23 protein-coding genes are annotated in these 25,199 nt (G+C 66.1%); 20 read left to right on the plus strand and 3 right to left on the minus strand.

Annotated elements, in window-relative coordinates:
* Window positions 1-4 precede the first annotated feature (4 nt).
* Window positions 5-1,411 (minus strand): MBOAT family O-acyltransferase, encoded by a 1,407-nt coding sequence (locus BLU04_RS08015; RefSeq protein WP_157895206.1) that lies wholly within the window; start codon window positions 1,409-1,411, stop codon window positions 5-7.
* A gap of 69 nt (window positions 1,412-1,480) precedes the next feature.
* Here BLU04_RS08015 and lexA point away from each other — a divergent pair, with 69 nt between their 5' ends.
* The 17 genes from lexA to BLU04_RS08100 all read left to right on the plus strand — a co-directional run bounded on the left by lexA (window position 1,481) and on the right by BLU04_RS08100 (window position 19,109).
* Window positions 1,481-2,164 (plus strand): transcriptional repressor LexA, encoded by a 684-nt coding sequence (lexA, locus tag BLU04_RS08020; RefSeq protein WP_093284431.1) that lies wholly within the window; start codon window positions 1,481-1,483, stop codon window positions 2,162-2,164.
* A gap of 399 nt (window positions 2,165-2,563) precedes the next feature.
* Complete coding sequence (locus BLU04_RS08025) at window positions 2,564-3,709, plus strand: protein arginine kinase (RefSeq protein WP_231964846.1); 1,146 nt, start codon at window positions 2,564-2,566, stop codon at window positions 3,707-3,709.
* Complete coding sequence (locus tag BLU04_RS08030) at window positions 3,706-6,300, plus strand: ATP-dependent Clp protease ATP-binding subunit (RefSeq protein ID WP_093284436.1); 2,595 nt, start codon at window positions 3,706-3,708, stop codon at window positions 6,298-6,300. The genes BLU04_RS08025 and BLU04_RS08030 overlap by 4 nt, the downstream gene beginning before the upstream one ends.
* A 93-nt stretch (window positions 6,301-6,393) precedes the next feature.
* A complete protein-coding gene (locus BLU04_RS08035) occupies window positions 6,394-6,852 on the plus strand; it encodes a cupin domain-containing protein (protein WP_093284438.1) in 459 nt (152 codons plus the stop codon).
* Window positions 6,853-7,022: 170 nt separating this feature from the next.
* Window positions 7,023-8,549, plus strand: coding sequence for a putative porin (locus tag BLU04_RS08040; protein ID WP_093284441.1), 1,527 nt, complete (start codon window positions 7,023-7,025; stop codon window positions 8,547-8,549).
* A gap of 138 nt (window positions 8,550-8,687) precedes the next feature.
* Window positions 8,688-9,500, plus strand: coding sequence for a phosphate ABC transporter substrate-binding protein (locus tag BLU04_RS08045; protein ID WP_093284444.1), 813 nt, complete (start codon window positions 8,688-8,690; stop codon window positions 9,498-9,500).
* A 156-nt stretch (window positions 9,501-9,656) separates the two neighbouring features.
* Window positions 9,657-11,267, plus strand: a complete 1,611-nt coding sequence (pstC, locus tag BLU04_RS08050) for a phosphate ABC transporter permease subunit PstC (RefSeq protein WP_093284448.1) — start codon at window positions 9,657-9,659, stop codon at window positions 11,265-11,267.
* Window positions 11,268-11,279: 12 nt separating this feature from the next.
* Window positions 11,280-12,326 (plus strand): phosphate ABC transporter permease PstA, encoded by a 1,047-nt coding sequence (gene pstA, locus BLU04_RS08055; RefSeq protein WP_093284450.1) that lies wholly within the window; start codon window positions 11,280-11,282, stop codon window positions 12,324-12,326.
* A gap of 311 nt (window positions 12,327-12,637) precedes the next feature.
* On the plus strand, window positions 12,638-13,456 hold the full coding sequence (gene pstB, locus BLU04_RS08060) for a phosphate ABC transporter ATP-binding protein PstB (RefSeq protein ID WP_093288544.1): 819 nt from the start codon (window positions 12,638-12,640) through the stop codon (window positions 13,454-13,456).
* A gap of 46 nt (window positions 13,457-13,502) precedes the next feature.
* A complete protein-coding gene (gene phoU, locus BLU04_RS08065; protein WP_093284453.1) occupies window positions 13,503-14,180 on the plus strand; it encodes a phosphate signaling complex protein PhoU in 678 nt (225 codons plus the stop codon).
* Window positions 14,181-14,217: 37 nt separating this feature from the next.
* Window positions 14,218-14,970, plus strand: a complete 753-nt coding sequence (locus BLU04_RS08070; RefSeq protein ID WP_093284455.1) for a TlyA family RNA methyltransferase — start codon at window positions 14,218-14,220, stop codon at window positions 14,968-14,970.
* Between the two features lie 16 nt (window positions 14,971-14,986).
* Window positions 14,987-15,889: an NAD(+)/NADH kinase gene (locus BLU04_RS08075; RefSeq protein ID WP_093284458.1), complete on the plus strand. Its 903-nt coding sequence runs from the start codon at window positions 14,987-14,989 to the stop codon at window positions 15,887-15,889.
* 113 nt (window positions 15,890-16,002) lie between these two features.
* The gene (locus tag BLU04_RS08080; RefSeq protein ID WP_093284460.1) at window positions 16,003-16,461 is read left to right on the plus strand and encodes a PTS sugar transporter subunit IIA; all 459 of its coding nucleotides are present in this window, start codon (window positions 16,003-16,005) and stop codon (window positions 16,459-16,461) included.
* Window positions 16,462-16,476: 15 nt separating this feature from the next.
* Window positions 16,477-17,253 (plus strand): M15 family metallopeptidase, encoded by a 777-nt coding sequence (locus tag BLU04_RS08085; protein ID WP_093284463.1) that lies wholly within the window; start codon window positions 16,477-16,479, stop codon window positions 17,251-17,253.
* A gap of 36 nt (window positions 17,254-17,289) precedes the next feature.
* Window positions 17,290-17,724 (plus strand): response regulator, encoded by a 435-nt coding sequence (locus BLU04_RS08090; RefSeq protein ID WP_093284465.1) that lies wholly within the window; start codon window positions 17,290-17,292, stop codon window positions 17,722-17,724.
* A 39-nt stretch (window positions 17,725-17,763) separates the two neighbouring features.
* Window positions 17,764-18,522 carry a response regulator gene (locus tag BLU04_RS08095; RefSeq protein ID WP_093284467.1) on the plus strand — a complete coding sequence of 253 codons (759 nt, stop codon included), beginning with the start codon at window positions 17,764-17,766 and terminating at the stop codon, window positions 18,520-18,522.
* Window positions 18,519-19,109 carry a response regulator gene (locus BLU04_RS08100; protein WP_093284469.1) on the plus strand — a complete coding sequence of 197 codons (591 nt, stop codon included), beginning with the start codon at window positions 18,519-18,521 and terminating at the stop codon, window positions 19,107-19,109. Before BLU04_RS08095 ends, BLU04_RS08100 begins: the two co-directional genes overlap by 4 nt.
* Before the next feature lie 277 nt (window positions 19,110-19,386).
* On the opposite strand, the gene BLU04_RS08105 is transcribed toward BLU04_RS08100, so the two are convergent.
* Together BLU04_RS08105 and BLU04_RS08110 are read right to left on the minus strand one after the other, a co-directional pair.
* Window positions 19,387-19,749, minus strand: coding sequence for a hypothetical protein (locus BLU04_RS08105; protein WP_093284471.1), 363 nt, complete (start codon window positions 19,747-19,749; stop codon window positions 19,387-19,389).
* Between the two features lie 24 nt (window positions 19,750-19,773).
* Window positions 19,774-20,889 carry a trypsin-like peptidase domain-containing protein gene (locus BLU04_RS08110; RefSeq protein WP_162274660.1) on the minus strand — a complete coding sequence of 372 codons (1,116 nt, stop codon included), beginning with the start codon at window positions 20,887-20,889 and terminating at the stop codon, window positions 19,774-19,776.
* On the opposite strand from BLU04_RS08110, the gene BLU04_RS08115 reads away from it, so the two are divergent.
* Genes BLU04_RS08115 through BLU04_RS17160 form a run of 3 tightly spaced genes read left to right on the plus strand, consistent with a single transcriptional unit; the run spans window position 20,876 to window position 25,146 of the window.
* Window positions 20,876-22,240, plus strand: a complete 1,365-nt coding sequence (locus tag BLU04_RS08115; protein WP_093284477.1) for a DUF2851 family protein — start codon at window positions 20,876-20,878, stop codon at window positions 22,238-22,240. The two genes, BLU04_RS08110 and BLU04_RS08115, sit on opposite strands and share 14 nt — an antisense overlap.
* 59 nt (window positions 22,241-22,299) lie before the next feature.
* A complete protein-coding gene (locus tag BLU04_RS08120; RefSeq protein ID WP_093284480.1) occupies window positions 22,300-22,920 on the plus strand; it encodes a hypothetical protein in 621 nt (206 codons plus the stop codon).
* 15 nt (window positions 22,921-22,935) lie between these two features.
* Complete coding sequence (locus BLU04_RS17160) at window positions 22,936-25,146, plus strand: serine hydroxymethyltransferase (RefSeq protein ID WP_093284483.1); 2,211 nt, start codon at window positions 22,936-22,938, stop codon at window positions 25,144-25,146.
* Window positions 25,147-25,199: the final 53 nt, after the last annotated feature.

Below are 25,199 nucleotides of genomic sequence, written 5' to 3' on the forward strand. Positions count from 1 at the left end.
GGCGTCAGAAGAGGAAATAGATGAATCCCTTCGCCGGAGAATAGACGATGCAGTTCAGGACGAACAGGACGCCGGTGACAATGCCGAGCGCGAGGCCGAGGCGGCGTCGCCCGACCCGCTTCAGGAAGAACGGCGCGCCGTGGTGGGCCACGATGGCGAGGGCCGGGAGAAGGGCGAGGAGGGGTCGGTTGCGGACAAACCAGAACGGGTGCGGGGGATGGAACGCGGGTGCGAGGGTAAGCATCGGACGGGCGAAATCCCACGCTTGCGCGAGGGAAGGGCAGCGGAAGAAGACCCAGGCGAAAACCACCCAAAGCTGCGCCGCCGCCCATCCGCCCCAGCGGAAGGAGGGCGAGGCGGCCATCCCGTCCCGGTGGAAGAACCGTTCCGCGACCAACCCCGCCCCGTGCATCAGCCCCCAGAGGGCGAAGCCCCATCCGGCCCCATGCCAGAGGCCGCAGAGAAAGAAGGCGAAGAGGAGATTGAAGGCGGCCCGGGGTGCGGAGCAGCGGTTTCCGCCGAGGGGGATGTAGAGATAATCGCGGATCCAGCGGGAGAGGGTGATGTGCCACCGCTGCCAGAATTCCCGCAGGCTGGCGGCGAGCATCGGCGTCCGGAAATTCGGCGGCAGGCGGTAGCCGAGCATCCGTGCCATGCCGAGGGCCATGAGGCTGTATCCGGCGAAGTCGCCGTAGATTTGGCAATAATAGAGGAAGGCGACCAGCCAGTGTTCCAGGCAAGTCAGGTCGAACGGAGGAGGCGTCCCCCCGTCGGCCCAGTAGGGATCGATCGCCTGGGCGATATTGTTCGCCCCGACACATTTCAGGAAGACCCCGACGACGACGAAATGGAACCCCATGAAGAGATCGTTCCGGACGCGGCGGGTGACGCCGATCTGGGGGACGAGCTGCCAGGCCCGGACGATCGGCCCGGCGATGACGTGAGGGAAGAAGCTGAGGTAAAAGAGATATTGCCGGAACGTCGCCACCCGGACCCGTCCCGCATGGATATCGACGAGGTAGCTGATGAGGTGAAAGACGTAGAAGGAGATCGCGAGCGGGATGCCGAGCGGGAAGGAAGGGAATTCGAGCGGCGAGATCGCCGCCAGCGTGGTGCCGAGGAAGTTGGCATATTTGAAAAGGGCGAGCGTCGCGAGGTCGAGGCCGATCGTCCCGATCAGCAGCCGCTTCGCCGCCGGAGGGGAGAGCCGGGGCAGGAGGCGGGCCGAGACGAAGTTCACCGCCAACACCCCGAGGAAAAGGGCGAGATCGTACCATCCCCACGTCGCGATCACCAGGAGGCTGAAGACGATCAGGAACCATTCCTTCAACGCAGGCCACGGACGGAGGAGGAACGTCACCCCGCAGACCGCCGCGAACAGGTAGAGGAATCCGATGTCGGTGTAGAGCATGGGCGGAGAGACGAGGGAATCCCAAAAGAGCTTGATTGACAACCGCAAAGGTTATTATACACTCGTATCATGGTCTTTAATCCCGAGTCGTCGTCGATGCCTGCGCCGGTCTTCACCCTCACCGGGTCCCAGCAGAAGGTTCTCGAATTCATCGAGAAGTACAGCGAGACCAACCATCGCCCGCCGACGATCCGGGAAATCCAGCGCCATTGCGGCTTCGCCAGCCCCCGCGCCGTCTCCTACATCGTGGAGAAGCTCGAGGCGGCCCAGGTCCTCCTCCGGGAAGCCCGCTCCCGGGGCCTTTTCTCGACCCGCCGCCCGACGGTCCGCGCCCAGGGTTCCCCCGAGGCGTTCCAGCTCCCGCTCTTCGATTCGATTCCCGCCGGTTTCGCCGATCCGATCGAGGGCGGGAGCGAGGTCGAGGCCCCCGCCTCCCTTTCCTTCATCCCCAGCACCCTCGGCGTCTCCGATCCCGCCCGCGCCTTCGCGGTGAAGGTGAAGGGGGAGAGCATGATCGGCGCGGGGATCTTCGACGGCGACGTCGTCGTCCTCGAGCGGAAGCCTGCCGCCCCCGGCGATATCGTCGCTGCCTTGATCGACGGCGAGTGCACCCTGAAGCGCCTCCACCAGCGCCGGGGGGCCTATTACCTTCAGGCGGAGAACCCCGCCTATCCCGATCTCGAGCCGGTCGAAGAACTCAGCGTCCAAGGCGTCGTCGTCGGCGTCCTGCGACGCTACGCGAACGCAGCGTGATTTTCCCAATAGGAGTCAGGGCGTATTGGCCCCGTCTTATAGCACGTACCCTCGGGCGCTCCAGGAAGCAGCGGATTTTATCCAGTTAAGAGACGAGACGCCGCCAAAGCGCGTCCGCCTAGTTCAGGCCCTTAGAGCAGGAGGTTCCAGGAGGGGCAAAGCCCCTCTTGGGCTATAAAGCGGATCGCCTCCAGCTGTACAGGGTTGACCGCGCCAGCCCCGACGGGCCGCCCCGCCCACCAAACATCCGCGAACGCGGCGTAACCAGCATCGCCCGCATCCGTCGCGCCATGGAAATGAGGCCCCTCCTCCCGCCCTCCATTCAAGAATCGCCTCCGGCCTTGACGCCGCCTTGTCCCGACGGGACAAGGTGGAATTGCCCATTGCCAAGGGCCGGAAATGTCTTACCGTACGGGGGTAGTGAAGATCGCCAATTTACTCCAGACCAGCAGCGAGTGGTTGCATGGGGATAGCGGTGGCGCCGGGAACAAGGTAGTGCTTTGCACCCGTGTCCGGCTCGCCCGCAATCTCAACCACCACCCGTTTCCCGGCTGGGCGAAGAAGGCGGAGCGCGAGCGGATCCTCTCCATCATCCAACCCGCCGTCCTCTCCCTCCCCGAGATGGGCCAGGCGATCGTCTGCGATTCGATGGACCATTTCTCCCCGCTCGAAAAGCAGGTCCTCGTCGAGCAGCACCTCATCAGCCGCGAGCACGCCGCGAAGAGCGCCGGCAGCGGCCTCGCGGTGAACAAGCCCCGCACCCTTTCCGTCATGATCAACGAGGAAGACCACCTCCGCCTCCAGGTCTTCCGCGCCGGGCTCCAGCTGAAGGGCCTCTGGAAGATGGCCGACAAGATCGACGGCGAGCTCGACGAGCGGCTCGACTTCGCCTTCTCCCCCCAGATCGGCTATCTCACCGCCTGCCCGACGAACGTCGGCACCGGGATGCGCGCCTCGGTCATGATGCACCTCCCGGCCCTCGTGCTGAAGGAGCAGATCGGCCAGATCATCAAGGCGGTGAACCGCATCGGCCTCGCCGTCCGCGGCCTCTACGGGGAGGGGACCGAGGCCCTCGGCAACCTCTTCCAGGTCTCGAACCAGATGACCCTCGGCGAGAGCGAGACGGCGATCATCGAGCGCCTCCAGAAGGTGATCTCGCAGATCATCGACCACGAGGAGAACGCCCGCGTCACGCTGCTGCAGGAAAAGGCCCGCGTCGTCGCCGACCAGGTCGGCCGCGCCTACGGGATCATGCGCCATTCCTACGCCATGTCGTCGAAGGAGGCGTTGAACCTCCTCTCCCTCCTCCGCTTCGGGGCCGACCTCGGGATGTTCCCCGAGTCGTGCCGCATGGCGATCGACGAGTGCTTCATCAAGACGCAGCCCGCCCACCTCCAGCTCGATTACGACCGGAAGCTGACCACCGAGGAGCGCGACGGCATCCGTTCCGATTTCCTCCGCGAGCATTTGAAGGACGTCCCGGCGCCCGACTGCGCCAAGCTCGGCACCTCCACCCCCCCTTCCACCGAAGAAAGCCAATCATGAATAACTTCACCCCCCGCGCCCAGCAGGTCCTTTCCCTCGCCCGGAAGGAGGCCGACCGTTTCAACCACAACTACGTGGGGACGGAGCACCTCCTCCTCGGCCTCATCAAGCTCGGCCAGGGTGTCGCCGTCAACGTCCTCCAGAAGATGGGCGTCGACCTCGACACCGTCCGCAACGAGGTGGAAAAGCAGGTCGGCACCGGCCCCGAATCGAAGGTCTCCGGGAACATCCCCTACACGCCCCGCGTGAAGAAGGTCCTCGCCCTCGCGGGCAAGGAAGCGAAGGCGCTCAACCACAGCTACGTCGGCACGGAGCACATCCTCCTCGGCCTCCTGCGCGAGGGGGAGGGCGTCGCCGCCCGCGTCCTCAAGAGCCTCGAGATCGACCTCGAGCGCGCCCGCAACGAGATCCTGAAGGAACTCGACCCGAACTTCACCGCCCCCGAGTCGGGCGCGGGCCAGGGCGGCGGCGAGGAGGAGCCGGGCGAGGGCGCCACGGCGGGCGGCCCCGAGACGGGCGGCAAGAAGGAGGTCAAGACTCCCGCGCTGAAGTCGTTCGGTCGCGACCTCACCGAGGTCGCCCGCAAGGGCGAGCTCGACCCCGTCATCGGGCGGTCGAGCGAGATCGAGCGGGTCATCCAGATCCTCTGCCGCCGCACGAAGAACAACCCCGTCCTCATCGGCGAGGCCGGCGTCGGCAAGACCGCCATCGTCGAGGGCCTGGCCCAGGAAATCGCCGCCGGGAACGTCCCCGAGCTCCTTCGCGAGAAGAAGGTCATCACCCTCGACCTCGCCCTGATGGTCGCGGGAACGAAGTATCGCGGCCAGTTCGAGGAACGGATCAAGGCCGTCATGGAGGAGATCCGCAAGGCGAAGAACGTCCTCCTCTTCATCGACGAGCTCCACACCATCGTCGGCGCCGGCTCGGCCGAGGGCGCGATGGACGCGTCGAACATCATCAAGCCCGCCCTCTCCCGCGGCGAGCTCCAGTGCATCGGCGCGACGACCCTCACCGAATACCGGAAATACATCGAGAAGGACTCGGCCCTCGAGCGCCGCTTCCAGACCGTCACCGTCGAGGCTCCCAGCGTCGCCGACACCGTCCTCATCCTCCAGGGGCTGAAGGTCAAGTATGAGGCCCACCATAAGGCCAAGTACACCGACGACGCGATCACCGCCGCCGCGAAGCTCTCCGACCGCTACCTCACGGGCCGCTTCCTCCCCGACAAGGCGATCGACGTCATGGACGAGGCCGGTTCCCGCGCCCGGATCGCCGCCACGATGCGCCCGCCCGACGTGAAGGACATCGAGACCGAGCTCGGCGAGATCCGCAACCGGAAGGATGCCAGCATCAAGGCCCAGGACTTCGAGAAGGCCGCCGCCCTCCGCGACAAGGAGAAGGAGGCCAAGGAGAAGCTCGAGGCGATCCTCGCCGAATGGCGCCTGAAGCGGGACGAGCAGGAAGTCTCCGTCACCGAGGACGACATCATGCACATCGTCTCGAAGTGGACCGGCGTCCCGATCTCCCGCGTCACCCAGAAGGACCGCGAGAAGCTCCTCCAGGTCGCCGACGAGCTCAAGGGCAAGGTCATCGGCCAGGACGAGGCCGTCGCCGCCCTCGGCAAGGCCCTGCGCCGTTCCCGCGCCGACCTCAAGGACCCGAAGCGTCCCATCGGCTCCTTCGTCTTCCTCGGGCCGACCGGCGTCGGCAAGACGATGCTGGTGAAGACTCTCGCCGAGCACATGTTCGGCAGTTCGGACGCCCTGATCCAGATCGACATGTCGGAATACATGGAGAAGTTCAACGTCTCCCGCCTCATCGGCTCGCCTCCCGGCTACGTCGGCTACGAGGAAGGCGGCCAGCTGACGGAACGGGTCCGCCGCCGTCCCTACAGCGTCGTCCTCTTCGACGAGATCGAGAAGGGCCATCCCGACGTCTGGAACATCCTGCTCCAGATCCTCGAGGACGGCATCGTGACCGACAGTCTCGGCCGGAAGATCGATTTCCGGAACACGATCATCATCATGACCTCGAACGTCGGGGCCGACACCGGCTTCAACAAGGGTTCCCTCGGCTTCACCGCCAGCAAGGACGAGGCCACGTATGACCAGATGAAGGAGCGGATGCTCGAGCAGATGAAGAAGACCTTCAAGCCCGAGTTCCTCAACCGCCTCGACGACCTCATCGTCTTCCGCTCGCTGAACAAGGCCGACATGGTCAAGATCGTCGAGCTCGAGGTCGGCAAGGTCTCGACCCGCCTGGAGAGCCGCCAGCTCAAGCTGAAGCTCACCCAGGAGGCGACCGACTTCCTCATCGAGAAGGGCTACGATCCCGCCTACGGCGCCCGGCCCCTGCGCCGCGCCGTCGAGCGTTACCTCGAAGACCCCCTCGCCGAGGAACTCCTCCGTGGGAACATCAAGGAATCGCAGACCGTCGAGGTCTCCTTCAAGCCGAAGGAAATCGCCGCCGAGGCGGTGCAGCGCCGCGACGCCCGCGAGAAGGACGCGAAGGAAGGCGAGTTGGTCTTCCATCCGATCGACGATCCGGCCCCGGCCTCGACGGAAACGCCGACGACGCCTTCCTCGTCCTGAGCGATTGATGAATCAGGAAAAGCCCGCCCCGATTTCCGGGGCGGGCTTTTTTTGTGGTGTACATCGTCGTCGGGGACTGGCACAAGGACGGCGATGCAGGGCCTCCCATTCGCTTCAGCTCTTTCGGCTGACGAGGTGATCGCGCGGCTCGGGATGGCTCCCCATCCCGAAGGGGGCCATTTCATCGAGATCTGGCGCGGACCGAGGAAAGCCGGGGAGACCCCGGGAGGCCGTCCCCATGCCTCCCTCATCTATTTCCTCCTCCGGGAAGGGGAGGTGTCGCATTGGCACACGATCGACGCCGCCGAAATCTGGCTCTGGCACGCGGGCGCCCCGCTCGCCCTTTCCATCGCTCCCGCCGCGGGCGGGGAGCCGGCGGTTCATGAATTGGGAGGCGCCGCTTTTGCCTTTCAGGCCATCGTCCCGGAGGGGGCCTGGCAGAGCGCTAGGAGCCTCGGGACGTGGTCCCTGGTTAGCTGTGTGGTCGCGCCCGCCTTTCATTACGAGGGGTTTAGGATGGCTCCCCCCGGTTGGCACCCCTCCCTCGGGTAAATAACTTTTCGTTGCTCCCAAACGTTACGGGAGTGTCATCCGATTGTCACAATCGGTCGCCACGCTCTCCCCGTCCAGGTGCCAACGCACCCGGGTAACAACACAATACGATCCGTTGCGAGTGTCCGAGCATCCTCGGCGCAGCGGCGGGTCAAAAGGAGAAAACAAACGTGAAGAATATCTTTAAGAGCCTGGCTCTTGCCTTCGGGGTTGCCGCCCTGAGCGCGAGCGCGATGGCGCAGGATAGCGGCCCGTTGCTCGACGCCCTCGTCAAAAAGGGTGTGCTGAGCGACAACGAGGCGGAAGACATCCGTGTCAACCTCGTCAAGGAATACAACACCACGAGCGCCGGCAAGCTCCAGATCGCCAGCTTCGTCAAGAAGCTCCAGCTCTTCGGAGACGCCCGCCTTCGTTACCAGTACCAGGATCTGCAGAGCCCCCGCGGCGGCGCGGCGATCAACGGCGGCGGCCAGATGGTCGACACCATCAACAACCGCTACCGCTACCGCCTCCGGGCCGGTGCGACCTACACGTACGATTCCCATTGGTCGGCCACGGTCCGTCTCGAGACGGCCGCGCCCAATGACTCGACGAACGCCGACTTCGGCAACTACTGGGACAAGCGCGGCACCGACGGTACCGGCGTCCTCTCGGTCGGCCAGGTCTTCCTCGACTACAAGACCAAGTTCTCGGTCTTCGACAGCAGCAGCACGGTTCCGAGCGGCAAGAGCTTCACGACCGTCACCGATCCCGGTGTCGACGTGGGCCTCAACGTCCGTGTCGGTCGCGGTCCGAAGCAGATCTACCTCACCGAGGCGTTCTGGGATAGCGATCTGAACCCCGAAGGTATCGCCACCGAGTTGACGTTCAACAACGTCGGCTTCGACGGCCTCAGCTTCGCGGCCCGCGGCGCGGCCTACGTCACCGACAACGACAACGTTGCCGCTGGCCAGATCGCTGCCGACCACAACCAGATCGTCGACGACGACGGCGGCCTCCTCATCGCCCAGATCGAAGGTGCCTATAAGGTCACCGGCGGTTACTTCAAGGGCACCGAGGTCCGCATCGCTCCCCTTTACCTCCAGGAAACGGGCGGCGACAGCAACGGTTTCGGCGCGGCCGCGACCATCGGCAACGGCAGCTCCGCCCAGGGCGTCGCTGGCAATGCCAACGGCACCCCCCTGGGTCAGGGCAACCTCAAGGTCATCGCGGTTCCTGCCGAAGTGAACTTCTCGCTCTGGAAGCAGAGCCACAAGGTCTACGGCACCTACGGCGTCAACCTCGACTCCAACAACCGTCTCCACGAGATGTATGCCCCTGGCATCGCCGGCTTCACTGGCAACCACGGCCAGAACACCTTCTGGAACGTCGGTTACGAGCTCGGCAAGCTGAAGAAGCAGGGTGACTGGATGTTCGGCGCCGAATGGCGCTGGATCGAGGCCGCGTCCTACACGGGTGCGCTCTCCGATTCCGATTGGGCGAACAACGCGCTCAACGTCACCGGCAGCGTCGTCTCGGCCGGGTACAACCTGACCGACGCGATCACGCTGAAGACCACCTGGTTCCACTCGACCCCGATCCAGGCCGGCCGCGGCGGGTACAATGCGAACAACACCGTCAGCGCCAACTACACCGGTGTGACGACCAATGCCGGCACGCAGGACATCCTCCAGGCCGACATCAGCTGGAAGTTCTAAGCGGTTCGCTGTCTTCGTAGCAGTTAGTTAAGATTGCAACAGGGGCCCGGGATTCTTTAAAACAAGAATCCCGGGCATCCCTCCTCTCTCTCCCCCTTTTTTCGGCTCTCCCATTAACCTACCCTTATAAAACATACCATGAAGCGTCTCCTCCTCTCCATGCTGGCCGTCTCGGCGTTCGCCGTCGGCGCCCACGCCCAGAAGATCGTCATCAAGGGCTCCGATACCCTCGGCGCCAAGTTCGTCCCCCAGCTCGCCGAAGCCTTCAAGGCCTCGCACCCTGGCGTCTCCTTTGAAATCGCCGCCGAAGGCTCGACCACCGGCATCTCCGCGATCATCGACGGCACCGCCGACATCGGCATGGCCAGCCGCCGCGCCAAGGACACCGAAATGTCCGCCGGCCAGCTCAACGGCGTCGAGATGAAGCCCGTGATCGTCGCCCTCGACGGCATCGGCGTCGTCATCAACGCGGGCAACCCCGTCGCGAACCTCAGCAAGGCGCAGGTCGAGCAGATCTTCACCGGCGCGATCACCGATTGGGCCGCCGTCGGCGGCAAGCCCGGCAAGATCTCGATCTACACCCGGAACACCTCCTCGGGCACCTACAGCGAGTTCAAGGAAATGGCGATGAGCAAGAAGGACTACGCCCCGTCCTCGCAGAAGCTCGCCGGTAACGAGCAGATCGCCTCCGAAGTCGGCAAGAACGCCAACGGCATCGGCTACGTCGGCATCGCCTACATCGGCGCCCCCGGCATCAAGGCCGTCGCCGTCAACGGCGCTCCCCTGACCCCCGCCTCGGTCCAGAACCACAGCTGGCCCTACTGGCGCCCCACCTTCTACTACACCAACGGCGCCCCCAAGGGTGTGGTGAAGGAATTCGTCGATTTCACCACCAGCTCCGCTGGCCAGGCGATCGGCGTCAAGGTCGGCTTCGTCCCGATCAACAAGTAGTCGTTTGAGGTTGAACGGCCTCCGATTCCCGGCTTTGCTGGGGATCGGGGGCCGGTCTTCCCCCTTCGGTCGCTTTTCACCACGGATTCCCTTCAGCCCGACGAGTCGACGCCCTAGGTTTCCGTTTTTTCTTTCCCCCCTTTTTCATCCTCTCCCATGAGCGACGCTTCCAAGGTCTCCCCCCTTTCCTTCCGCGAGGCGATTTCCCGCCGCACGCAAAAGCGCATCATGGGCCGGACCGTCGACGAATGGATCGCCACCTTCTTCGGCAGCAGCGCGACCATCTCGATCCTCATCCTCTTCCTCATCATGGCCCTCCTGGTGAAGGAAGGGATCGGCTTCGTCCCCGGCAACGCCTTCAACCTCACGATCTACCGCAAGGCGGGCCTCGAATACGTCGATTACCTCCGGGAGCAGATCGACCGTCATGACTCCACCGGCCAGGTCCTCCAGTCGATCCGCACCCGGGAAACCACGGTCCTCCTGAACCAGGGCCGGACCCTCGACCAGATCAACGCCGACCTCGCCCCCTTCGACGCCTACTCCGCCCGCTACGCCGACGCCATCGCGGCCCACCAGGCGATGCTTTCCGACTTCACCGACGCCGCGACCTCGACAAAGGACCTCGCCCACATCGCCGAGGAGAAGCGCGACAAGAAGGAGCAGTTCGAGAAGGGCGGCCTGAAGGAAGAGGCCGCGGCGATCAAGATCCCCGTCATCGACTTCCGCGCGACGACCGATCCCCTCCGGGCCGCCTTCCCCCATTACAAGGAACTCAACGCCTCCCTCGTCGCCTCTCTCGGCGACCTCCTGAAGGAGGAACCCGCCCTCCCACTTCCCGAGGACCGCGCCGTCTTCGCGAAGTTCAAGGCCCGGGTCTTCGCCGATCTCTCCGCCCTGCCCGAGACCGAACGGAAGATGGAACAGTGGAATCCCGACGCCCCGATCTCCTGGTGGCGCAGCGTCGGGGAGTTCGTCGGCGGCACCCGCTGGGTCACCGCCAGCTTCTGGCAGGATTGGTACGGGGCGCTTCCCCTCGTCATCGGCTCGATCTCGGTCTCCCTCGTCGCCCTCGTCATCGCGGTTCCCCTCTCCCTCGGCGCGGCAGTCTACATCAACCAGATCGCGACGGCGAAGGAACAATCGTTCATCAAGCCGTGCATCGAGTTCATCGCGGCGATCCCCTCCGTCGTCCTCGGCTTCTTCGGCATCGCGATCCTCGGCACCGCGCTGCGGGAGTTCTCGACCCTGCCCTGGCTCTCCTGGGTCCCGGGCTTCCCGATGGCGGAGCGGCTCAACATCTTCACCGCCGGCTGCCTCCTCGCCCTCATGGCGGTCCCGACGATCTTCACCCTCGCCGAGGACGCGCTGAACAACGTCCCGAAGTCGTTCGTCGAGGCCTCCGTCGCCCTCGGCGCGACCCGCCTCCAGACGATCACCCGGATCATGGTCCCCGCCGCCCTCTCCGGCATCATCTCGGCAGTCCTGCTCGGCTTCGGCCGCGTCGTCGGGGAGACGATGGTCGTCCTCCTCTGCGTCGGCGGGCGGACCGAGATCCCCGACTTCATCCACCACGGCCTCGGCGCGTTCTTCGAGCCCGGCCATACGATGACCGGCATCATCGCCCAGGAAATGGGCGAGGTCGTCCAGGGCAGCCTCCATTACCAGGCCCTCTTCATGGTCGGCATCCTCCTCTTCCTCCTCTCCCTCGTCATCAACGGCATGGCCCAGCTCATCGCGCGGCGTTTCAAGATCGTCTCGAACTAAAGGAATCCTCCCATGAGCGCCATGCCCCCCCCCCACAAGTTCCAGCATCGCCCCACGTTCTCGACCCGCATCGAGGCCGCCTGGTTCGGGATGTTCCGTTTCGTCACCTACCTCGTCCTCTTCTGCGCCCTCGGCATCTTCGGCACCATCGTCGTGAAGGGCGCGCCGGTCATCTTCAAGACCCACTTCCCCTTCGTCAACGTCGCCTTCCTCACCGAGAAGCCGGAGACCCTCCACGTCATCCCGATGGCCGACGGGACGAAGCTCGAACTCGGCGACACTGAATACCGCGCCCGCCTCGACAAGGGCGAGCAGCTCCCCCCCGAGGAGGCGAACTACGTCTACGCCGCGGGCGGCATCTTCCCCTGCATCGTCGGCACCGTCCTCCTCGTCGTCGGCTCGATGACCATCGCCCTCTTCCTCGGCGTCAGCTCGGCGATCTTCCTGAGCGAGTACAGCAAGCGGGGGCCGATCATCGCCGCCATCCGGCTCGCGATCCTGAACCTCTCCGGCGTCCCTTCCATCGTCTTCGGCCTCTTCGGGTACAGCCTCTTCTGCATCACCTTCGGCTGGCACACCTCGCTGATGGCGGGGTGGTTCACCCTCGCCTTCATGGTCCTCCCCGTCGTCATCACGGCGAGCGAGGAATCGCTCCAGGCCGTGCCTAAGGGCTTCCGCGAAGGCTCCCTCGCCCTCGGCGCGACCCAGTGGCAGACGATCTGGAACAACGTCCTCCCCTACGCCCTGCCCGGCATCCTCACCTCCTCGATCCTCGGCATCTCCCGCGTCGCCGGGGAGACCGCCCCGATCATGTTCACCGCCGCCTTCATCATGCGGGACAAGCTTCCCTGGCAGGTCGACCGGGCGATCGATTTCTTCTTCCAGGGCGTCATGGCCCTCCCCTACCACATCTACGTCGTCAGCTCGAAGGTTCCCCAGAACGCCTACACGGAGAAGGTCCAATACGGCACGGCTTTCGTCTTCCTCGTGGTCGTCGTCGGCATCGCGATGAGCGCCGTCTGGCTGCGGATCAAAATGCGGAATCGCTTTAAATGGTAATGAGAACCTGGTTTATGAATAGCCAAGCCCGCGCCGAGAGGAATTTTTCCCTCCACCTAGGCGCGAGCGGCGCCGTGTGTGCCTACACATCAGCCAGCGAGCAACAACGGGGGAGTGAAAAATCCCTCCGGCCCTGCGGGTTGCGGCGCTTTTGGCCGGCTGGCTTTGTTGCCGAATCTCGACAGACCACTGCGGGTATGCCTTCGATTCGGCGTCGCGCCATCCAGCCAAAATCGACGCAACGCGGGCTTTGCTATTCATAAACCAGGTTCTCTGCTATGCCCTCTTTCACCCCCACCCCCACCAACGCGATGAGCCCCAACCTCACCCCCGCACCCTCCCTCAGCAGCCTCGGCATCGATCCCGCGCCCGCGCGGCCGATCATCGAGGTCGACGGCGTCAGCTTCTGCTACGGCTCGAACGAGACCCTGCACGAGATCAGCCTGAACATCCCGGAGAAGCAGGTCACCGCCTTCATCGGGCCGTCGGGCTGCGGCAAGTCGACCCTCCTCCGCTGCCTCAACCGGATGAACGACCTCATCGACGGCACCCGCGTCTCCAAGGGCGAGATCCGGATCGACGGGACGAACATCAACGCCGCCGACGTCGACGTGATCGAGCTCCGCAAGCGGGTCGGCATGGTCTTCCAGAAGTCGAATCCCTTCCCGAAATCGATCTACGAGAACGTCATCTACGGCCTCCGCATCCAGGGGATCAACGACAAGCGCCTCTTCGACGAGACCGTCGAGAAGAGCCTGCGCGGCGCCGCCCTCTGGGACGAAGTGAAGGACCGGCTCCACGCCAGCGCCCTCGGCCTCTCCGGCGGCCAGATGCAGCGCCTCTGCATCGCCCGCACCATCGCGGTGAACCCCGAGATCATCCTCATGGACGAGCCCTGCTCCGCCCTCGATCCGATCGCGACGATCAAGGTCGAGGAACTGATCCACGAGCTGAAGAAGCAGTTCACCATCGTCATCGTCACCCACAACATGCAGCAGGCGGGCCGCTGCTCCGACCGGACGGCCTTCTTCTACCTCGGCAAGCTCATCGAATACGACCGGACCGAGAAGCTCTTCACCAATCCGACGCAGAAGCAGACGGAAGACTACATCACCGGCCGTTTCGGTTGATCCTTGACCGTCCGCCCGTTCTCGCCAACCCTCTGCCCCCTTTCCCATGACCCCGAATTTCGAGACCAATATCACGAAGCTGCGCGAAACCCTCCTCATGATGGCGAGCCTGACCGACCGCAACCTCGGCCTCGCCATGCGCGCCCTCGTGCAGCGGGAGGAGAAGCTCGCCGACACCGTCGAGTCGACCGACGACGAGATCGACCAGCTCGAGATCTCGATCGACGAGCAGGTCATCGCCTTCATGGCGACCCAGGCCCCCGTGGCCAAGGATTGCCGCTTCATCCTCGTCGCCTCGAAGATCGGGACGAACCTCGAGCGGATCGCCGACCAGGCCGTCGGGATCGCCCGCCGCTCCCGCGAGCTCAGCGCCCAGCCCCTCCTGAAGCCCCTCATCGACATTCCCCGGATGGCGACCCTCGCCACCGAGATGCTGCGCGACGCCATCACCGCCTTCGTCGAGGAGAAGCCCGACCTCGCCCGCGACATCGTGAAGCGCGACAAGCAGATCGACGAGATCAACCGCCAGCTCCAGCGCGAGATGACGAGCTTCATGCTCGAAGATCCCTCCACCATCACCCGCGCGATGAACCTGAGCCTCGTCGCCCGGAACATCGAGCGGATCGCCGACCACGCGAAGAACATCGCCGAAGAGGTCTACTACCTCTACCGCGCCGACGACATCCGCCACAGCCATCAGGGCAAGGGCGAGGCCGTCAAATAACGATTTCCAACCTCCTCCCCGGCGATAGGATCGCCGGGTGAAGAAGGTCCGCCTCGATCAATTCCTCGTGGAGCGGGGGCTCTGCGAATCCCGCGAAAAGGCCCAGCGGGCGATCCTGGCCGGCGAAGTCTGGATCGGCTGCCATCGCGGCCTGAAGGCCTCCCAGACCGTCCCTCCCGACGCCGTCGTCGAGGTCAGGGGCCGGGACCGCTACGTCGGGCGGGGCGGCCACAAGCTCGAAGGGGCCCTCGCCCATTTCTCGATCCCGACCGAGGGGGCCCGGTGCCTCGACGTCGGCGCCTCGACCGGGGGGTTCACCGATTGCCTCCTCCAGCACGGCGCGGTCCGCGTCGTCACCATCGATGTCGGGACCAATCAGCTCCACTGGAAGATTCGCGACGACGCGCGGGTCGAGGCGCGGGAAGGGGTCAACGCTCGGGGACTGACCCCCGCCGATTTTCCCGGCGATTTCCCCTTCGACCTCGCCGTTGGCGATCTCTCCTTCATCTCCCTGCGGCTGATCCTTCCCGCCGTGCTTCCGCTCCTCCGTCCCGGTGGCCTCGCCTGTTTCCTGATCAAGCCCCAGTTCGAGGCGGGCCGGGGCGAGGTGGGGAAGGGGGGGATCGTCCGGGACGACGCCGTCCGGGAGCGGGTCGTCACCGGCCTCCGGGCCTGGGCGGCGGAGACCTTTCCCGGCGTTGTCGACCGGGGCGTCGTCCCCTCCCAGCTGAAGGGGACCGACGGGAACCAGGAATATCTTTGGGCTTTAGAGACCGGGAAAAACCGGTAGCCTTTTCCTCCATCGCATGAAAATCGGAGTCGTTGCCAACCAGACGAAGCCCGGAGCGGCCGCCGTCGTCGTCGAACTCCACGCCCGCGCCGCCGAGCACGGTCTCGCCTTCTTCTACGACGCCGAGACGGCGCGCCTGTTGAACGGGAAGCTGGGGAAGGCCAGGACCAAGGTGAAGGCCAAGCCGGTGAAGGGCTTCCCCCTCCCGGCGCTCGCCCGGAAGGTCGACCTCCTCCTCGTCATCGGCGGGGACGGCTCCCTTCTTCGCGTCGTCCACGAGATCTATCCCTCGCCCGTCCCGCTCCTCGGCATCAACCTGGGCCGCCTCGGCTTCCTTACCGCCCTGCGGCGGGACGAGCTCGACACCGTTTTCTCCGCCCTCCTGGAGCAGCGCCTCCGGATCTCGCCCCGCCTTCCGCTCCACGTCCGCATCCGGTCGGGAAAGACGCGGCGGGAGATCCCGTGCGCGTTGAACGAAATCGTCCTGAGCCGGGGCGGCTCCCGGATGGCCCTGATCCGGGTCGAGGCCGACGGGGCGTTCGTGAACGAATACATCGCCGACGGCCTCATCCTGGCGACGGCGACCGGCTCCACCGCCTATTCCCTCGCCGCCGGAGGGCCGATCCTGACCCCCGAGGCCGAGGGGATCTTCGTCAACCCGATCTGCCCCCACACCTTGAGCAACCGCGGCCTCCTCCTCTCGGGGAAGGCCGCCGTGAAGGTGACGGTTCCCAATCAGAACCAACATCTTACGCTCCATTACGACGGCACCGCCGGGGGGGCGATCCGGTCGGGCGACGTGGTCGAGTTGCGGACGGCGGAAAACCCGGTTAACTTTGCCTTCCTCCGGGAACGCGATTTCTTCCACATTCTGCGGGAGAAATTGCGCTGGAGCGGAGCCGCCCTCTCTGCCGTTTGACGCATTGACAACGAACCCGGAACCGCGAGAATTGGACTCTTCCATTCATTGTATGAGTGACCACCCACTGGAAAGCCGCCGTTCGTCAGGGATGACTTGGCTTTCCCTACTCTATGTTGATTAGTGACCTACTAAAAACAGGGCAGGTCAACCTTCAGTTGAAAAGCACCGATGGGACGGGTGCGATTAAGGAAGTCGCCGAACTTCTCCGGGACAATCCCGCCGTCACCTCTTTCGACGGGTTTTACGAGGAGCTGGAGGCCCGCGAACGGGTCGAGACCACCTGCCTCGGCAACGGCATCGCCTTCCCCCACGCGCGGACCGACCACATCAAGACGATGGTCCTCGCGGTCGGCCGCAGCGTCGAAGGGATCCACTTCAAGAGCTGCAATCAGATCGTCCACCTCCTCTTCACCATCGGGACCCCCAAACGGATGGCGACCGACTACCTCAGCGTCGTCGGCGGCCTCGCCCGCATCCTGAAGGACCCGAAGCTCCGCGAAGCCCTGATGAGCGCGACCCAGACTTCCGAGTTCGTCGCGATCATCGCCGCCGCCGAGAAGAAAGTCTAAGGAAGCCTCCCGGACGTGCCCGCCCTCCGTCCGCTTTCCTTCCCGGGCCTTTCCGCCGTCTCCGCCTTCCTCCTCCTCGTCGTCGGTTTTTTTCTTCCGCTTTCCGCGCCGGGTGCCGAACTGAAGCCGAGGCTCCACATCCTTTCCGATCCCGCCGATTACCGGGCCGAGGTCCGGGCCGATCCCTCCCGGCGGCTCGTCGACCTTCGTGAGGCGATCCCCGGCCTCGCCGTCGACCTCCGCTACGCCACCGAGCGTAACTTCCTCCACGCCATCCTTTACGACGCGGATCGCCCCCTCCTGCGCGCCCCCGCCGCCGCCCGCCTGCGGGAGGTCGAGGACGATCTGCGGGGCGAGGGCCTCGGGCTGGTGATTTACGACGCCTACCGCCCCTACGCCGTCACCCGCCGGATGTGGCAGGAGCAGTCGGCCCGCTATGCCCTCTACCTCTCCCCGCCTTCGCTCGGGTCGGACCATAACCGGGGGGTCGCCGTCGACGTCGGGCTGGTCGACCTGAAGTCGGCGAAACGGCTCCCCATGCCGACCGATTTCGACGCCTTCACCCCGAAGGCGGCCCACGCCTGGCCTGCCGCGAGGCTCTCCGACGCCGAGGCGGCGAACCGGGCGCGGCTGTTGGCGACGATGACGCGGCACGGCTTCCACCCCTACGAGGGGGAGTGGTGGCACTACGCCCTGAACGGGGCGAAGGACTACAGCGTCCTCGACCTCCCGCTCTCGACCTTCGAGAAGGGAGCCGGGATTGCCAAAGCGCCCGAAAAGGCGGCAAAATAACCCGGTCTTCCCGATTCCTTTCTTCCCCTTCCAGGCATGAATCCCGCTTCCCTTCCTCCCGTGCGCGTGTTGCTTGCGGAGGACGATACCATCAGCCGGATGGTCGTGGGGAGAATGGCGGAAACGCTGGGCTGCACCTGTACCCAGGTGGGGAACGGGCGGGAGGCCCTTGAAGCCCTTGAGGCGACCAAGGTCTGCCCGTCCGGAACCTACGACCTCCTCCTCCTCGACATCGAGATGCCCGAGATGGACGGCATCGAGGCCGCCCAGGCCGTGAAGGCCCACTTCGATGCCCATCCGCCCGCCGGAGGGAAACGGCCCCGCGTCGTCGCGTTGACTGGCGACCTCTGCGAAACCAAGCTCCGGGAATACCATCGGGCGGGCTTCGACGAGTGCCTCGGCAAGCCGCTGAAGATCGAACGCCTCCAGGCCCTCCTCGATGCCCTCCCCAGGGTCGTTCCCGCGGAGTGATTTTCCCTTCCCCCTTTTTCCTTCCTCCGAATTTTCCCCATGCCCACTCCCTCTCCCCGCCCGGCGATCCTGATCGTCGACGGCAACGCCCTGAACCGCCGCCTCGCGGAACAGTTCCTCCTCCAGCTCGGCTGCCGCTGCGGCCTCGTTCCCTCCGGGGCCGAGGCGCTGCAGGCCGTCGTCCGCGAGAAGTGGGACGCGGTCCTGATCGAGCTCACCCTTCCCGACCAGAGCGGGATGGAGATGGCGCGGCGGCTGCGGAAGCAGGTCGACGAGGCGGGCTATCCGCTCCCCCGGCTCGTCGCCCTCGCCGACGGCGGCTCCCCCCGGACGCGGGTCCTCTGCCGCCTCGCGGGAATCCGGGAATTCCTCCTGAGGCCGTTGACGCTACCCGGGTTGGAGACCGCCCTCGCGCTGAAGCCGGGCGCCGCCGCGGCGGGGCGGACCTGCGATCCCGTCCTGCTCCAGACCCTCGAGGGGCTCCGCGACATGGCCGGGAAGAAATTCGTCTTCGACCTGATCGAGATCCTCGCCCGGGAGGGGCCGGAGCGGCTCGCCGAGATTGGCGGGATGCTGGCGACGGGGAACCTCCCCGTCGCGGGACGCCTCTTCCACAAGATGAAGGGGAGCGCCAGCTCCTTCGGGGCTGTCGAGCTCAACCGCATCTGTGAGGTCGGCGACGACGCCTGCGCCGAGGGGAACGCCGCGCTGGCCCGGGATTGCCACCGGCTGGCCGGGGAGGAACTAGGCGAGCTCGCGGTCATGTTGAAACAGTGGAAGGAAGGAGAAACGGAATGAGGGTCTTGACCGTCGAGGACGATCCGATCGTCCAGCATGTGCTGAAGGGAATCCTGAGCGCGGCGGGCCACCAGGTGGTCGCCGCGAAGGACGGGAGCGAGGCGCTCCGCCTCTTCCAGGACCACCCCGTCGACCTCGTCATCAGCGCGTGGCAGCTGCCGGGCGGGATCGACGGGATCGAATTGTGCGAGGCGATCCGCGCCTTCCGCATCTCGCGGTACGTCTATTTCATCCTCGTCAGCTCCGGCTCGATCACCGCCTCCAGCTACGGCGCCGCCGTTGCCCGGGGGGTAGACGATTTCCTGCCGAAGCCGCTCGACCGGGAGCAGATCCCCGCGCGCATTCTCGTCGCCGAACGGATCATCCGTTCCTTCACCGAACTCCGCGAGGTGAAGCAGCTCCTCCCCATCTGCATGTATTGCAAGAAGATCCGCGACGACGCGAACTACTGGAACCAGATCGAGACCTACCTCGCCCAGCAGACCGGATCGACCTTCTCCCACGGCGTCTGCCCGACCTGCTATGACGCCGTGGTGTTGCCGGAGATCGATCGGGTGCGGACGGGGGATTTGTTTCCGGATGCGTGAGGGGGGGCGCGAAGGGGGCGGTGAACGCTCCTTCGGGACCGGGCAGAGACCCTGTGCAGCTGGAGGCAATCCGCACGTGTTTTAAGACGCAAGAGGGGCTCCGCCCCTCCTGGACCTCCCCGTCAGATGAGCCTGAACTGTTTTGAGCGGCACTGCATTAGGCCATCCTCTTCGGGTAGAGAACGTCCACTAGATCCCTTGTCCGCTTGGGAGGAACGACGCTTCCAAAGGCTAGGAGAATCGGGGTGCTATCTCCGTGGAAGGACGGCCCCTTGCCTCAAACGTCGTTGTAAGACCCGACGTATGCCGTGTTCGTCTCTTCCGCTTCGGCTTCCTGCCCGAGGCCGTACCGTTCCTTCTGGACGTCGGTCAATTCCTCCAGGCGGCGGAAGCGCCAGGCGGCGAAGCCGAGTTCCCGTCCGTAGACGTGGCGGGGGTCCTTCGGGTTCTTGAGCTCGCGCAGGAGGACGGCGTCGACCGAGTCGGCCGGGTTGCCGCCGACGAATTCCATCCGTCCGGGAAAGACCTCGCGGATCGTGTAGACCGTCCCTTCCTTCGGGAGGGCGGCATAGATCTTCTCGACGACTTCGTCGAAGCAGTCGTTGACGCAGGCGACGCGCTCTCCGGGTTTGAAGCTCATAGGGAAGGGCAATGTAGCCGAAACTCAGCGGGCCTGCAAGGTCACGGCCTGGCTGCGCCGGACGCTGAAGGCGCCCTGCTGCTGGAAGACGGCGACGGTGAAGCTGACGGGGTCGCCCTTCTGGACGCGGCGGAGCTGGTGGGGGAGGGAATCCTCGTTGAGGATCGGGACGTTGCCGATGCCGACGATGACCATCCCCTCGCGCATCTTCGCCGCCTCGGCGGGGCTCCCCTTGGCGACGCCGGAGATGATGAGGCCGCTGGTCGAGGGGAGGCCGAAGGCCTGGGCGAGGTCGGGAGTGATGTTCTGGAGGCGGAGGCCGAATTTCTCGTCGAGGAGGTCGGGGATCGAGGCGGGGGTCGGCGGCTTCTTGTCCCCCTTCGCGATGGCGATGGCATCGGCGACCCACGCGGAGACCTTCGCCGCCGGGATGGCGAAGCCGATCCCCTCGACGGCCTGGCCCGCGAGCTTCGCGTTGCAGATGCCGACGAGCTTCCCCTCGATGTCGACGAGGGCGCCGCCGCTGTTGCCGGGGTTGATCGCGGCGTTCGTCTGGAGGAGGCCGGTGGTCGTCCCCTCGTTCGTCTTCACCTTGCGGTCGCGGGCGCTGAGGATGCCGGCGCTGACGCTGTTCTGGTAGCCCTGGGGGTTGCCGAGGGCGGCGACGGTCTCGCCGAGGAGGTTCGGGGAGAGGTCCTCGATGGCGAGGCTGAGGGCGGGGAATTTCTCCTTTCGCTCGATCTTCAGGAGGGCGAGGTCGGCCTCCTCGTCGGCGTAGAGGAGCTTCGCCGGGAAGTCGGAGCCGTCGGCGAGGGTCACCTGGATCGTCGTCTGGTCGGCGGCGCGGCCGACCACGTGGGCGCAGGTGACGATGTAGCCGTCGGCATGGATCAGGACGCCGGTGCCGAGGCTGGTCTGCTTCGCGTTCTGGACGCGGTAGTTGTTGAAGAAGACGTTGAAGGGATCGGTGACGACCTGCTGGACGACTTTCTCCGTGTTGATGTTGACGACGGAGGGGCGGACTTTCTCGACGACCTTCACCAGGGGCTCGTCGGCCGGGGTGATGGCGCGGACGGGGAGGGGGGCGAGGAAAAAGAGGGTGATGAGAAGGAGGAGACCACGTACGATGCCGAAGCTCATGTCGCCCATCGAAGCAGAACCCCTTTCAAAAGACCAGCCTTCCTCCGGTCGCGACCGCTATGCCGGGGCGCGCGGCACCCGCCCGCCGGAGGAACCGGGCGCGGGCTGGCTGGCGGCGCTCTGGCTCGACGGCTTTTTCCGCGCCCCGCTGCGGACGGCGGAGGGGAGGGCGGTGGCGGTGCTCCAGCCGGGCCTGCCCGAAAAACCGGGCTCGCTCCGCCTGATCGAGGCGGTCCTCGCATTCGACGGCGGCCCGGGCCTCCGGGGGGCGGTGACGGTGGGGGCAGTGCAAGAGGAGGGGGAGACCCCGCTGGCCCGGATCGTCTGGCGGGGGAAGGCGGGGGATGTGCCCCAGATCGCGCTGGAGGACAACCTCCTCGCCCCGTGGGCCGAGGTCGGCGATTTGATCGATCCCCTGATGGACGTGGAAAACGAGGAGGAAAACCGGACGGACGCGCCCGGGGCCGAAGCCATGCCTGCCGACGCGCTGCTGCCGCTGCTGGAAGCGGCGGGGGCCTATCGCCTGCGGCGGCGGGCCCGGCGGCTGGCCTGGCGCATCGCGGCGGTGGGGGTGGAACAGGCGGTCTGGGAGGGAGTCGCCGAGGCGCTGGGCTACGGCGGGAACCAGGTCCCGTTCCGCCATCTGGCCCGGCGGCTTCCGCTCGCCTACCTGACCGCGTTGAGCGAGGGGGAGCGGGAGGCGCTCCTCTTCGGCGTCGCGGGATTCCTCCCCGACGGCGACGTGGGGAAGCTTCCCCCTCCCGCCCGCGAGGCGTTGAAGCCGCTCTGGGAGGCATGGTGGCCGATGCGGGCGGGGCTCGATTACGCGGTCCTTCCCGCCGAGGCGTGGAGCCGGTTCCGCATCCGCCCGGCGAACCGGCCGGAGCGCCGTCTGGCCGCCCTCTCCCGGCTCGTCCCGCAGATTCCCCGGCTGGTCCGGGCGGTCGAACGGCGCGATCCGGCGATCGTCGGGCGGATCTGCGCCGAGTGCCACGACCCGTTCTGGAGCCGTCACGCCGCGTGGACCGGGAAAACCTCGGCGAAGCCTTCCCGCCTCGTCGGCGACGACCGGGCCGACGACCTGATCCTCAATCTCTTCTGGCCCCTCGTCTCCCTCCGGGAGCCCCACGGCCCCGCCGAGGCGCTGGCCGCCCTCGCCGCGATGCCGGGCGGGAGCAACCGGGCCGTCCGGGACCGGGCGGCGGCCTGGGGCCTCCCTCCGAAGGCCTGCCGGAGCGCCCTCGTCCAGCAGGGGATCCTCCAGGTCGGGCGCGATCTGGAGGGGCCGACGCCGTTCCGCCCGCCCGGCGGCCTGGCCGGGATGGCGGGGAGGCTGCTTTCCGCGGCTTGAACTTCGCCGAATCCCTGCGAAAGTCGTTACGTCTTCCTTTGGAAAGACACCCCCGCTTCATGACGCCCCGCATTCCGGCCCTCCTCGCTTCGCTTTTCCTTTCCCTCCTCTCCGCCCACGCCCTCGACGGGGGATTCGAGATCGGGGGAACCCGCATCGCGGCTCCCGCGGACTGGGTTCCGGTCCCGCCCGAGCCCGCCTCGGCCGCGCGCATCGCCCAATGGAGCCTCCCGCAGGGCGGCGAGGCCGTCGCCTTCTATTTCGGCGAGGGAAAAGGGGGCGACGTCCAGGCGAACCTCAGCGCGCTCGCCAAGATGATGACGACCGCGACGGGCGGCCCCGCCCCAGTGCTCAACGAAGAGAAGGCGAGGGCGGGCGCGAGTGCGCCGACCTGGCGCGTCAGCTCCTTCGCCAGTTACGGGATCTACCTGGGCGATCCCCTCCGTTCCGGCATCCCCGCGTTGCCGAAGCCCGATTGGGGGCTCATTGGCATCGCGGTCGAGTTCCCCGGCGGCCCCCTTTACCTCCGGATCACCGGACCGGCGGCGACGGTCCGCGCCCTGGTCTCCCGGTTCGGGAAAAAGGACGGGTCGCTGCTTCCCCTTTCGGCCTCCGCCCCGGTCGAGGCCGCCCCGCAAAAAAGCGCCGTCCCCTCCGGCGGTTCCAAGGCCAGGAAATAGCCCGCTTTCCCGTCGATGAAAAACGTCCTCTTTGTCTGCACCGGCAATATCTGCCGCAGCCCGATGGCGGAAGGGCTCTTCCGCGATCTGGTGAAGGGGAAGAAGGACATCGTCGTCAGCTCCGGCGGGATCGGCGCGGTGAACGGGCAGCCCCCCAGCAGCTACTCCGTCGACGCCGTCTCCGAGATCGGGGTCGACATCGGCTCGATCCGCAGCCGCTCCATCACCGGGGACATCGTCCGCAAGGCCGACTTCATTTTCTGCATGACCTACGGGCATCTCGACTCGATGCTCCTCCTCTTCCCCCACGCGGCGGAGAAGATCTACCTCGTCCGCGAGTTCGAGAACGGCCTCTCGGCCTCCTCCCGGGAGATCTCCGATCCGATCGGCTGCTCCCGCGAGGTCTACCGCCGCTGCCGGGACCAGATCGCCCGCGCCCTTCCCAGCGTCCTCGATTTCGTCCTCTCGTCCCCCGCCCCGGGGGGAGACGGGGACTCGGGCGGCCTGGCGCGGAAGGTCTTCCTCGTCGCCGACCGGAGCCCCTTTTCCCCCCCCATCCGGGAGGCCCTCTACGGGTGGCTCCTCCGGCAGGGCGTCCCGTTCGAGGACTGCACCCCCCGCCCTGGCAAGGGCGCGGAAGGGGCCGCTTCCGGCTTCATCGACCGGGTCCGTCGCGTCGCCCTCGCGGTGGCCCAGGGGGAGGCCCGCCTCGGCATCCTGATCGGGGAGGCCCCCGCGAAGCTCGTCGACCTGGCGAACCGCGTCGGCGGCGTCCGGGCCGTGGCGGTCGGCGACGCCAAATCGGCCGTTTCGGCCGTCCTCGACCGGGAGGCGAACGTACTTTGTCTTGCCGCAAAAGAGGTTAAGCCCCAACGTGCCTTGGAGATCCTCACCGCCTGGCTCAACGCCGCCAACGCGGAAAACGAGGACGAGAAACCCACTCTTATGGAAGCCGACATCGTGACGAATCCCGCCCCCTCCTTCAATCCGCCCCCCTCCCTCAAGGAGAGCGATCCCGCCATCGCCGCCCTCATCGCGAAGGAGGCGGGCCGCCAGTTCGAGGGGATCGAGCTGATCGCCTCGGAGAACTTCACGAGCCGCGCCGTCATGGAGGCCCAGGGCTCCTGCCTGACGAACAAGTACGCCGAGGGCTACCCCGGCCGCCGCTGGTACGGCGGGTGCGAGTACGTGGACGAGATCGAGCAGATCGCCATCGACCGGGCGAAGGAGCTCTTCGGTGCCGAATACGTCAACGTCCAGCCCCACTCCGGCTCCCAGGCGAACATGGCCGTCTACTTCGCCTTCATCAAGCCGGGCGACACCATCCTCACGATGGACCTCTCCCACGGCGGCCACCTGACCCACGGGAACAAGATGAACTTCTCCGGCCGCTTCTACAACGTCGTCCACTACGGCGTCTCCCAGGAGACCGGCTACATCGATTACGACGCCCTCGCGGAGCAGGCCGCCGAGACGAAGCCGAAGCTGATCACGGCGGGGGCCTCGGCCTACCCCCGGATCATCGACTTCGCCCGGATGAGCGAGATCGCGAAGTCGGTCGGCGCCCTCCTCTTCATCGACATGGCCCACATCGCCGGCCTCGTCGCCGCCGGGGTCCATCCCTCGCCGATCCCCCATGCCGACTTCGTCACCACGACCACCCACAAGACCCTCCGCGGCCCCCGCGGCGGCCTCATCATGGCGAAGGCCCAATACGGCAAGGACCTCGACTCCCACGTCTTCCCCGGCATCCAAGGCGGCCCGCTGATGCACGTCATCGCGGCGAAGGCCGTCTGCTTCGGCGAGGCGCTGAAGCCCGGCTTCAAGGCCTACCAGGAGCAGGTCGTCCGCAACGCGAAGGCCCTCTCCGAGGGGCTGAAGAAGAACGGCTACAAGATCCTCTCCGGCGGCACCGACAACCACCTCATGCTCGTCGACCTCCGCCCCACGGAGATCACCGGCAAGGAGGCGCAGGAGACCCTCGACAAGGCTGCCATCACGATCAACAAGAACTCGATCCCCTTCGATACCGTCTCCCCCTTCAAGGGCGGCGGCATCCGCCTCGGCACCCCCGCTGTGACGACGCGCGGCATGGGTCCCGACGAGATGTTCGACATCGCGAACTGGATCGACGAGGCGCTGAAGAACCGGACCGACGAGGCGAAGCTCGCCGCGATCGCCAAGCGGGTCCACGAACTCACCGCCCGCTTCCCGCTTCCCTACTAAGCCAAGCGCGGAATAAAAAGCGGTAACTCGCACGGAGGCGGGGCGTCCCTATG

This window comes from Verrucomicrobium sp. GAS474 (assembly GCF_900105685.1).
In the GTDB taxonomy this organism is placed as follows: Bacteria; Verrucomicrobiota; Verrucomicrobiia; order Methylacidiphilales; family GAS474; genus GAS474.

Excerpts from the sequence above, each read along its gene's own strand:
- BLU04_RS08015 (WP_157895206.1), bottom strand. The coding sequence starts at position 1,411 with ATGCTCTACACCGACATCGGATTCCTCTACCTGTTCGCGGCGGTCTGC.
- lexA (WP_093284431.1), top strand. The coding sequence starts at position 1,481 with ATGGTCTTTAATCCCGAGTCGTCGTCGATGCCTGCGCCGGTCTTCACC.
- BLU04_RS08025 (WP_231964846.1), top strand. The coding sequence starts at position 2,564 with ATGTCTTACCGTACGGGGGTAGTGAAGATCGCCAATTTACTCCAGACC.
- BLU04_RS08030 (WP_093284436.1), top strand. The coding sequence starts at position 3,706 with ATGAATAACTTCACCCCCCGCGCCCAGCAGGTCCTTTCCCTCGCCCGG.
- BLU04_RS08035 (WP_093284438.1), top strand. The coding sequence starts at position 6,394 with ATGCAGGGCCTCCCATTCGCTTCAGCTCTTTCGGCTGACGAGGTGATC.
- BLU04_RS08045 (WP_093284444.1), top strand. The coding sequence starts at position 8,688 with ATGAAGCGTCTCCTCCTCTCCATGCTGGCCGTCTCGGCGTTCGCCGTC.
- pstC (WP_093284448.1), top strand. The coding sequence starts at position 9,657 with ATGAGCGACGCTTCCAAGGTCTCCCCCCTTTCCTTCCGCGAGGCGATT.
- pstA (WP_093284450.1), top strand. The coding sequence starts at position 11,280 with ATGAGCGCCATGCCCCCCCCCCACAAGTTCCAGCATCGCCCCACGTTC.
- pstB (WP_093288544.1), top strand. The coding sequence starts at position 12,638 with ATGAGCCCCAACCTCACCCCCGCACCCTCCCTCAGCAGCCTCGGCATC.
- phoU (WP_093284453.1), top strand. The coding sequence starts at position 13,503 with ATGACCCCGAATTTCGAGACCAATATCACGAAGCTGCGCGAAACCCTC.
- BLU04_RS08075 (WP_093284458.1), top strand. The coding sequence starts at position 14,987 with ATGAAAATCGGAGTCGTTGCCAACCAGACGAAGCCCGGAGCGGCCGCC.
- BLU04_RS08080 (WP_093284460.1), top strand. The coding sequence starts at position 16,003 with ATGTTGATTAGTGACCTACTAAAAACAGGGCAGGTCAACCTTCAGTTG.
- BLU04_RS08090 (WP_093284465.1), top strand. The coding sequence starts at position 17,290 with ATGAATCCCGCTTCCCTTCCTCCCGTGCGCGTGTTGCTTGCGGAGGAC.
- BLU04_RS08095 (WP_093284467.1), top strand. The coding sequence starts at position 17,764 with ATGCCCACTCCCTCTCCCCGCCCGGCGATCCTGATCGTCGACGGCAAC.
- BLU04_RS08100 (WP_093284469.1), top strand. The coding sequence starts at position 18,519 with ATGAGGGTCTTGACCGTCGAGGACGATCCGATCGTCCAGCATGTGCTG.
- BLU04_RS08105 (WP_093284471.1), bottom strand. The coding sequence starts at position 19,749 with ATGAGCTTCAAACCCGGAGAGCGCGTCGCCTGCGTCAACGACTGCTTC.
- BLU04_RS08115 (WP_093284477.1), top strand. The coding sequence starts at position 20,876 with ATGCCGAAGCTCATGTCGCCCATCGAAGCAGAACCCCTTTCAAAAGAC.
- BLU04_RS08110 (WP_162274660.1), bottom strand. The coding sequence starts at position 20,889 with ATGAGCTTCGGCATCGTACGTGGTCTCCTCCTTCTCATCACCCTCTTT.
- BLU04_RS08120 (WP_093284480.1), top strand. The coding sequence starts at position 22,300 with ATGACGCCCCGCATTCCGGCCCTCCTCGCTTCGCTTTTCCTTTCCCTC.
- BLU04_RS17160 (WP_093284483.1), top strand. The coding sequence starts at position 22,936 with ATGAAAAACGTCCTCTTTGTCTGCACCGGCAATATCTGCCGCAGCCCG.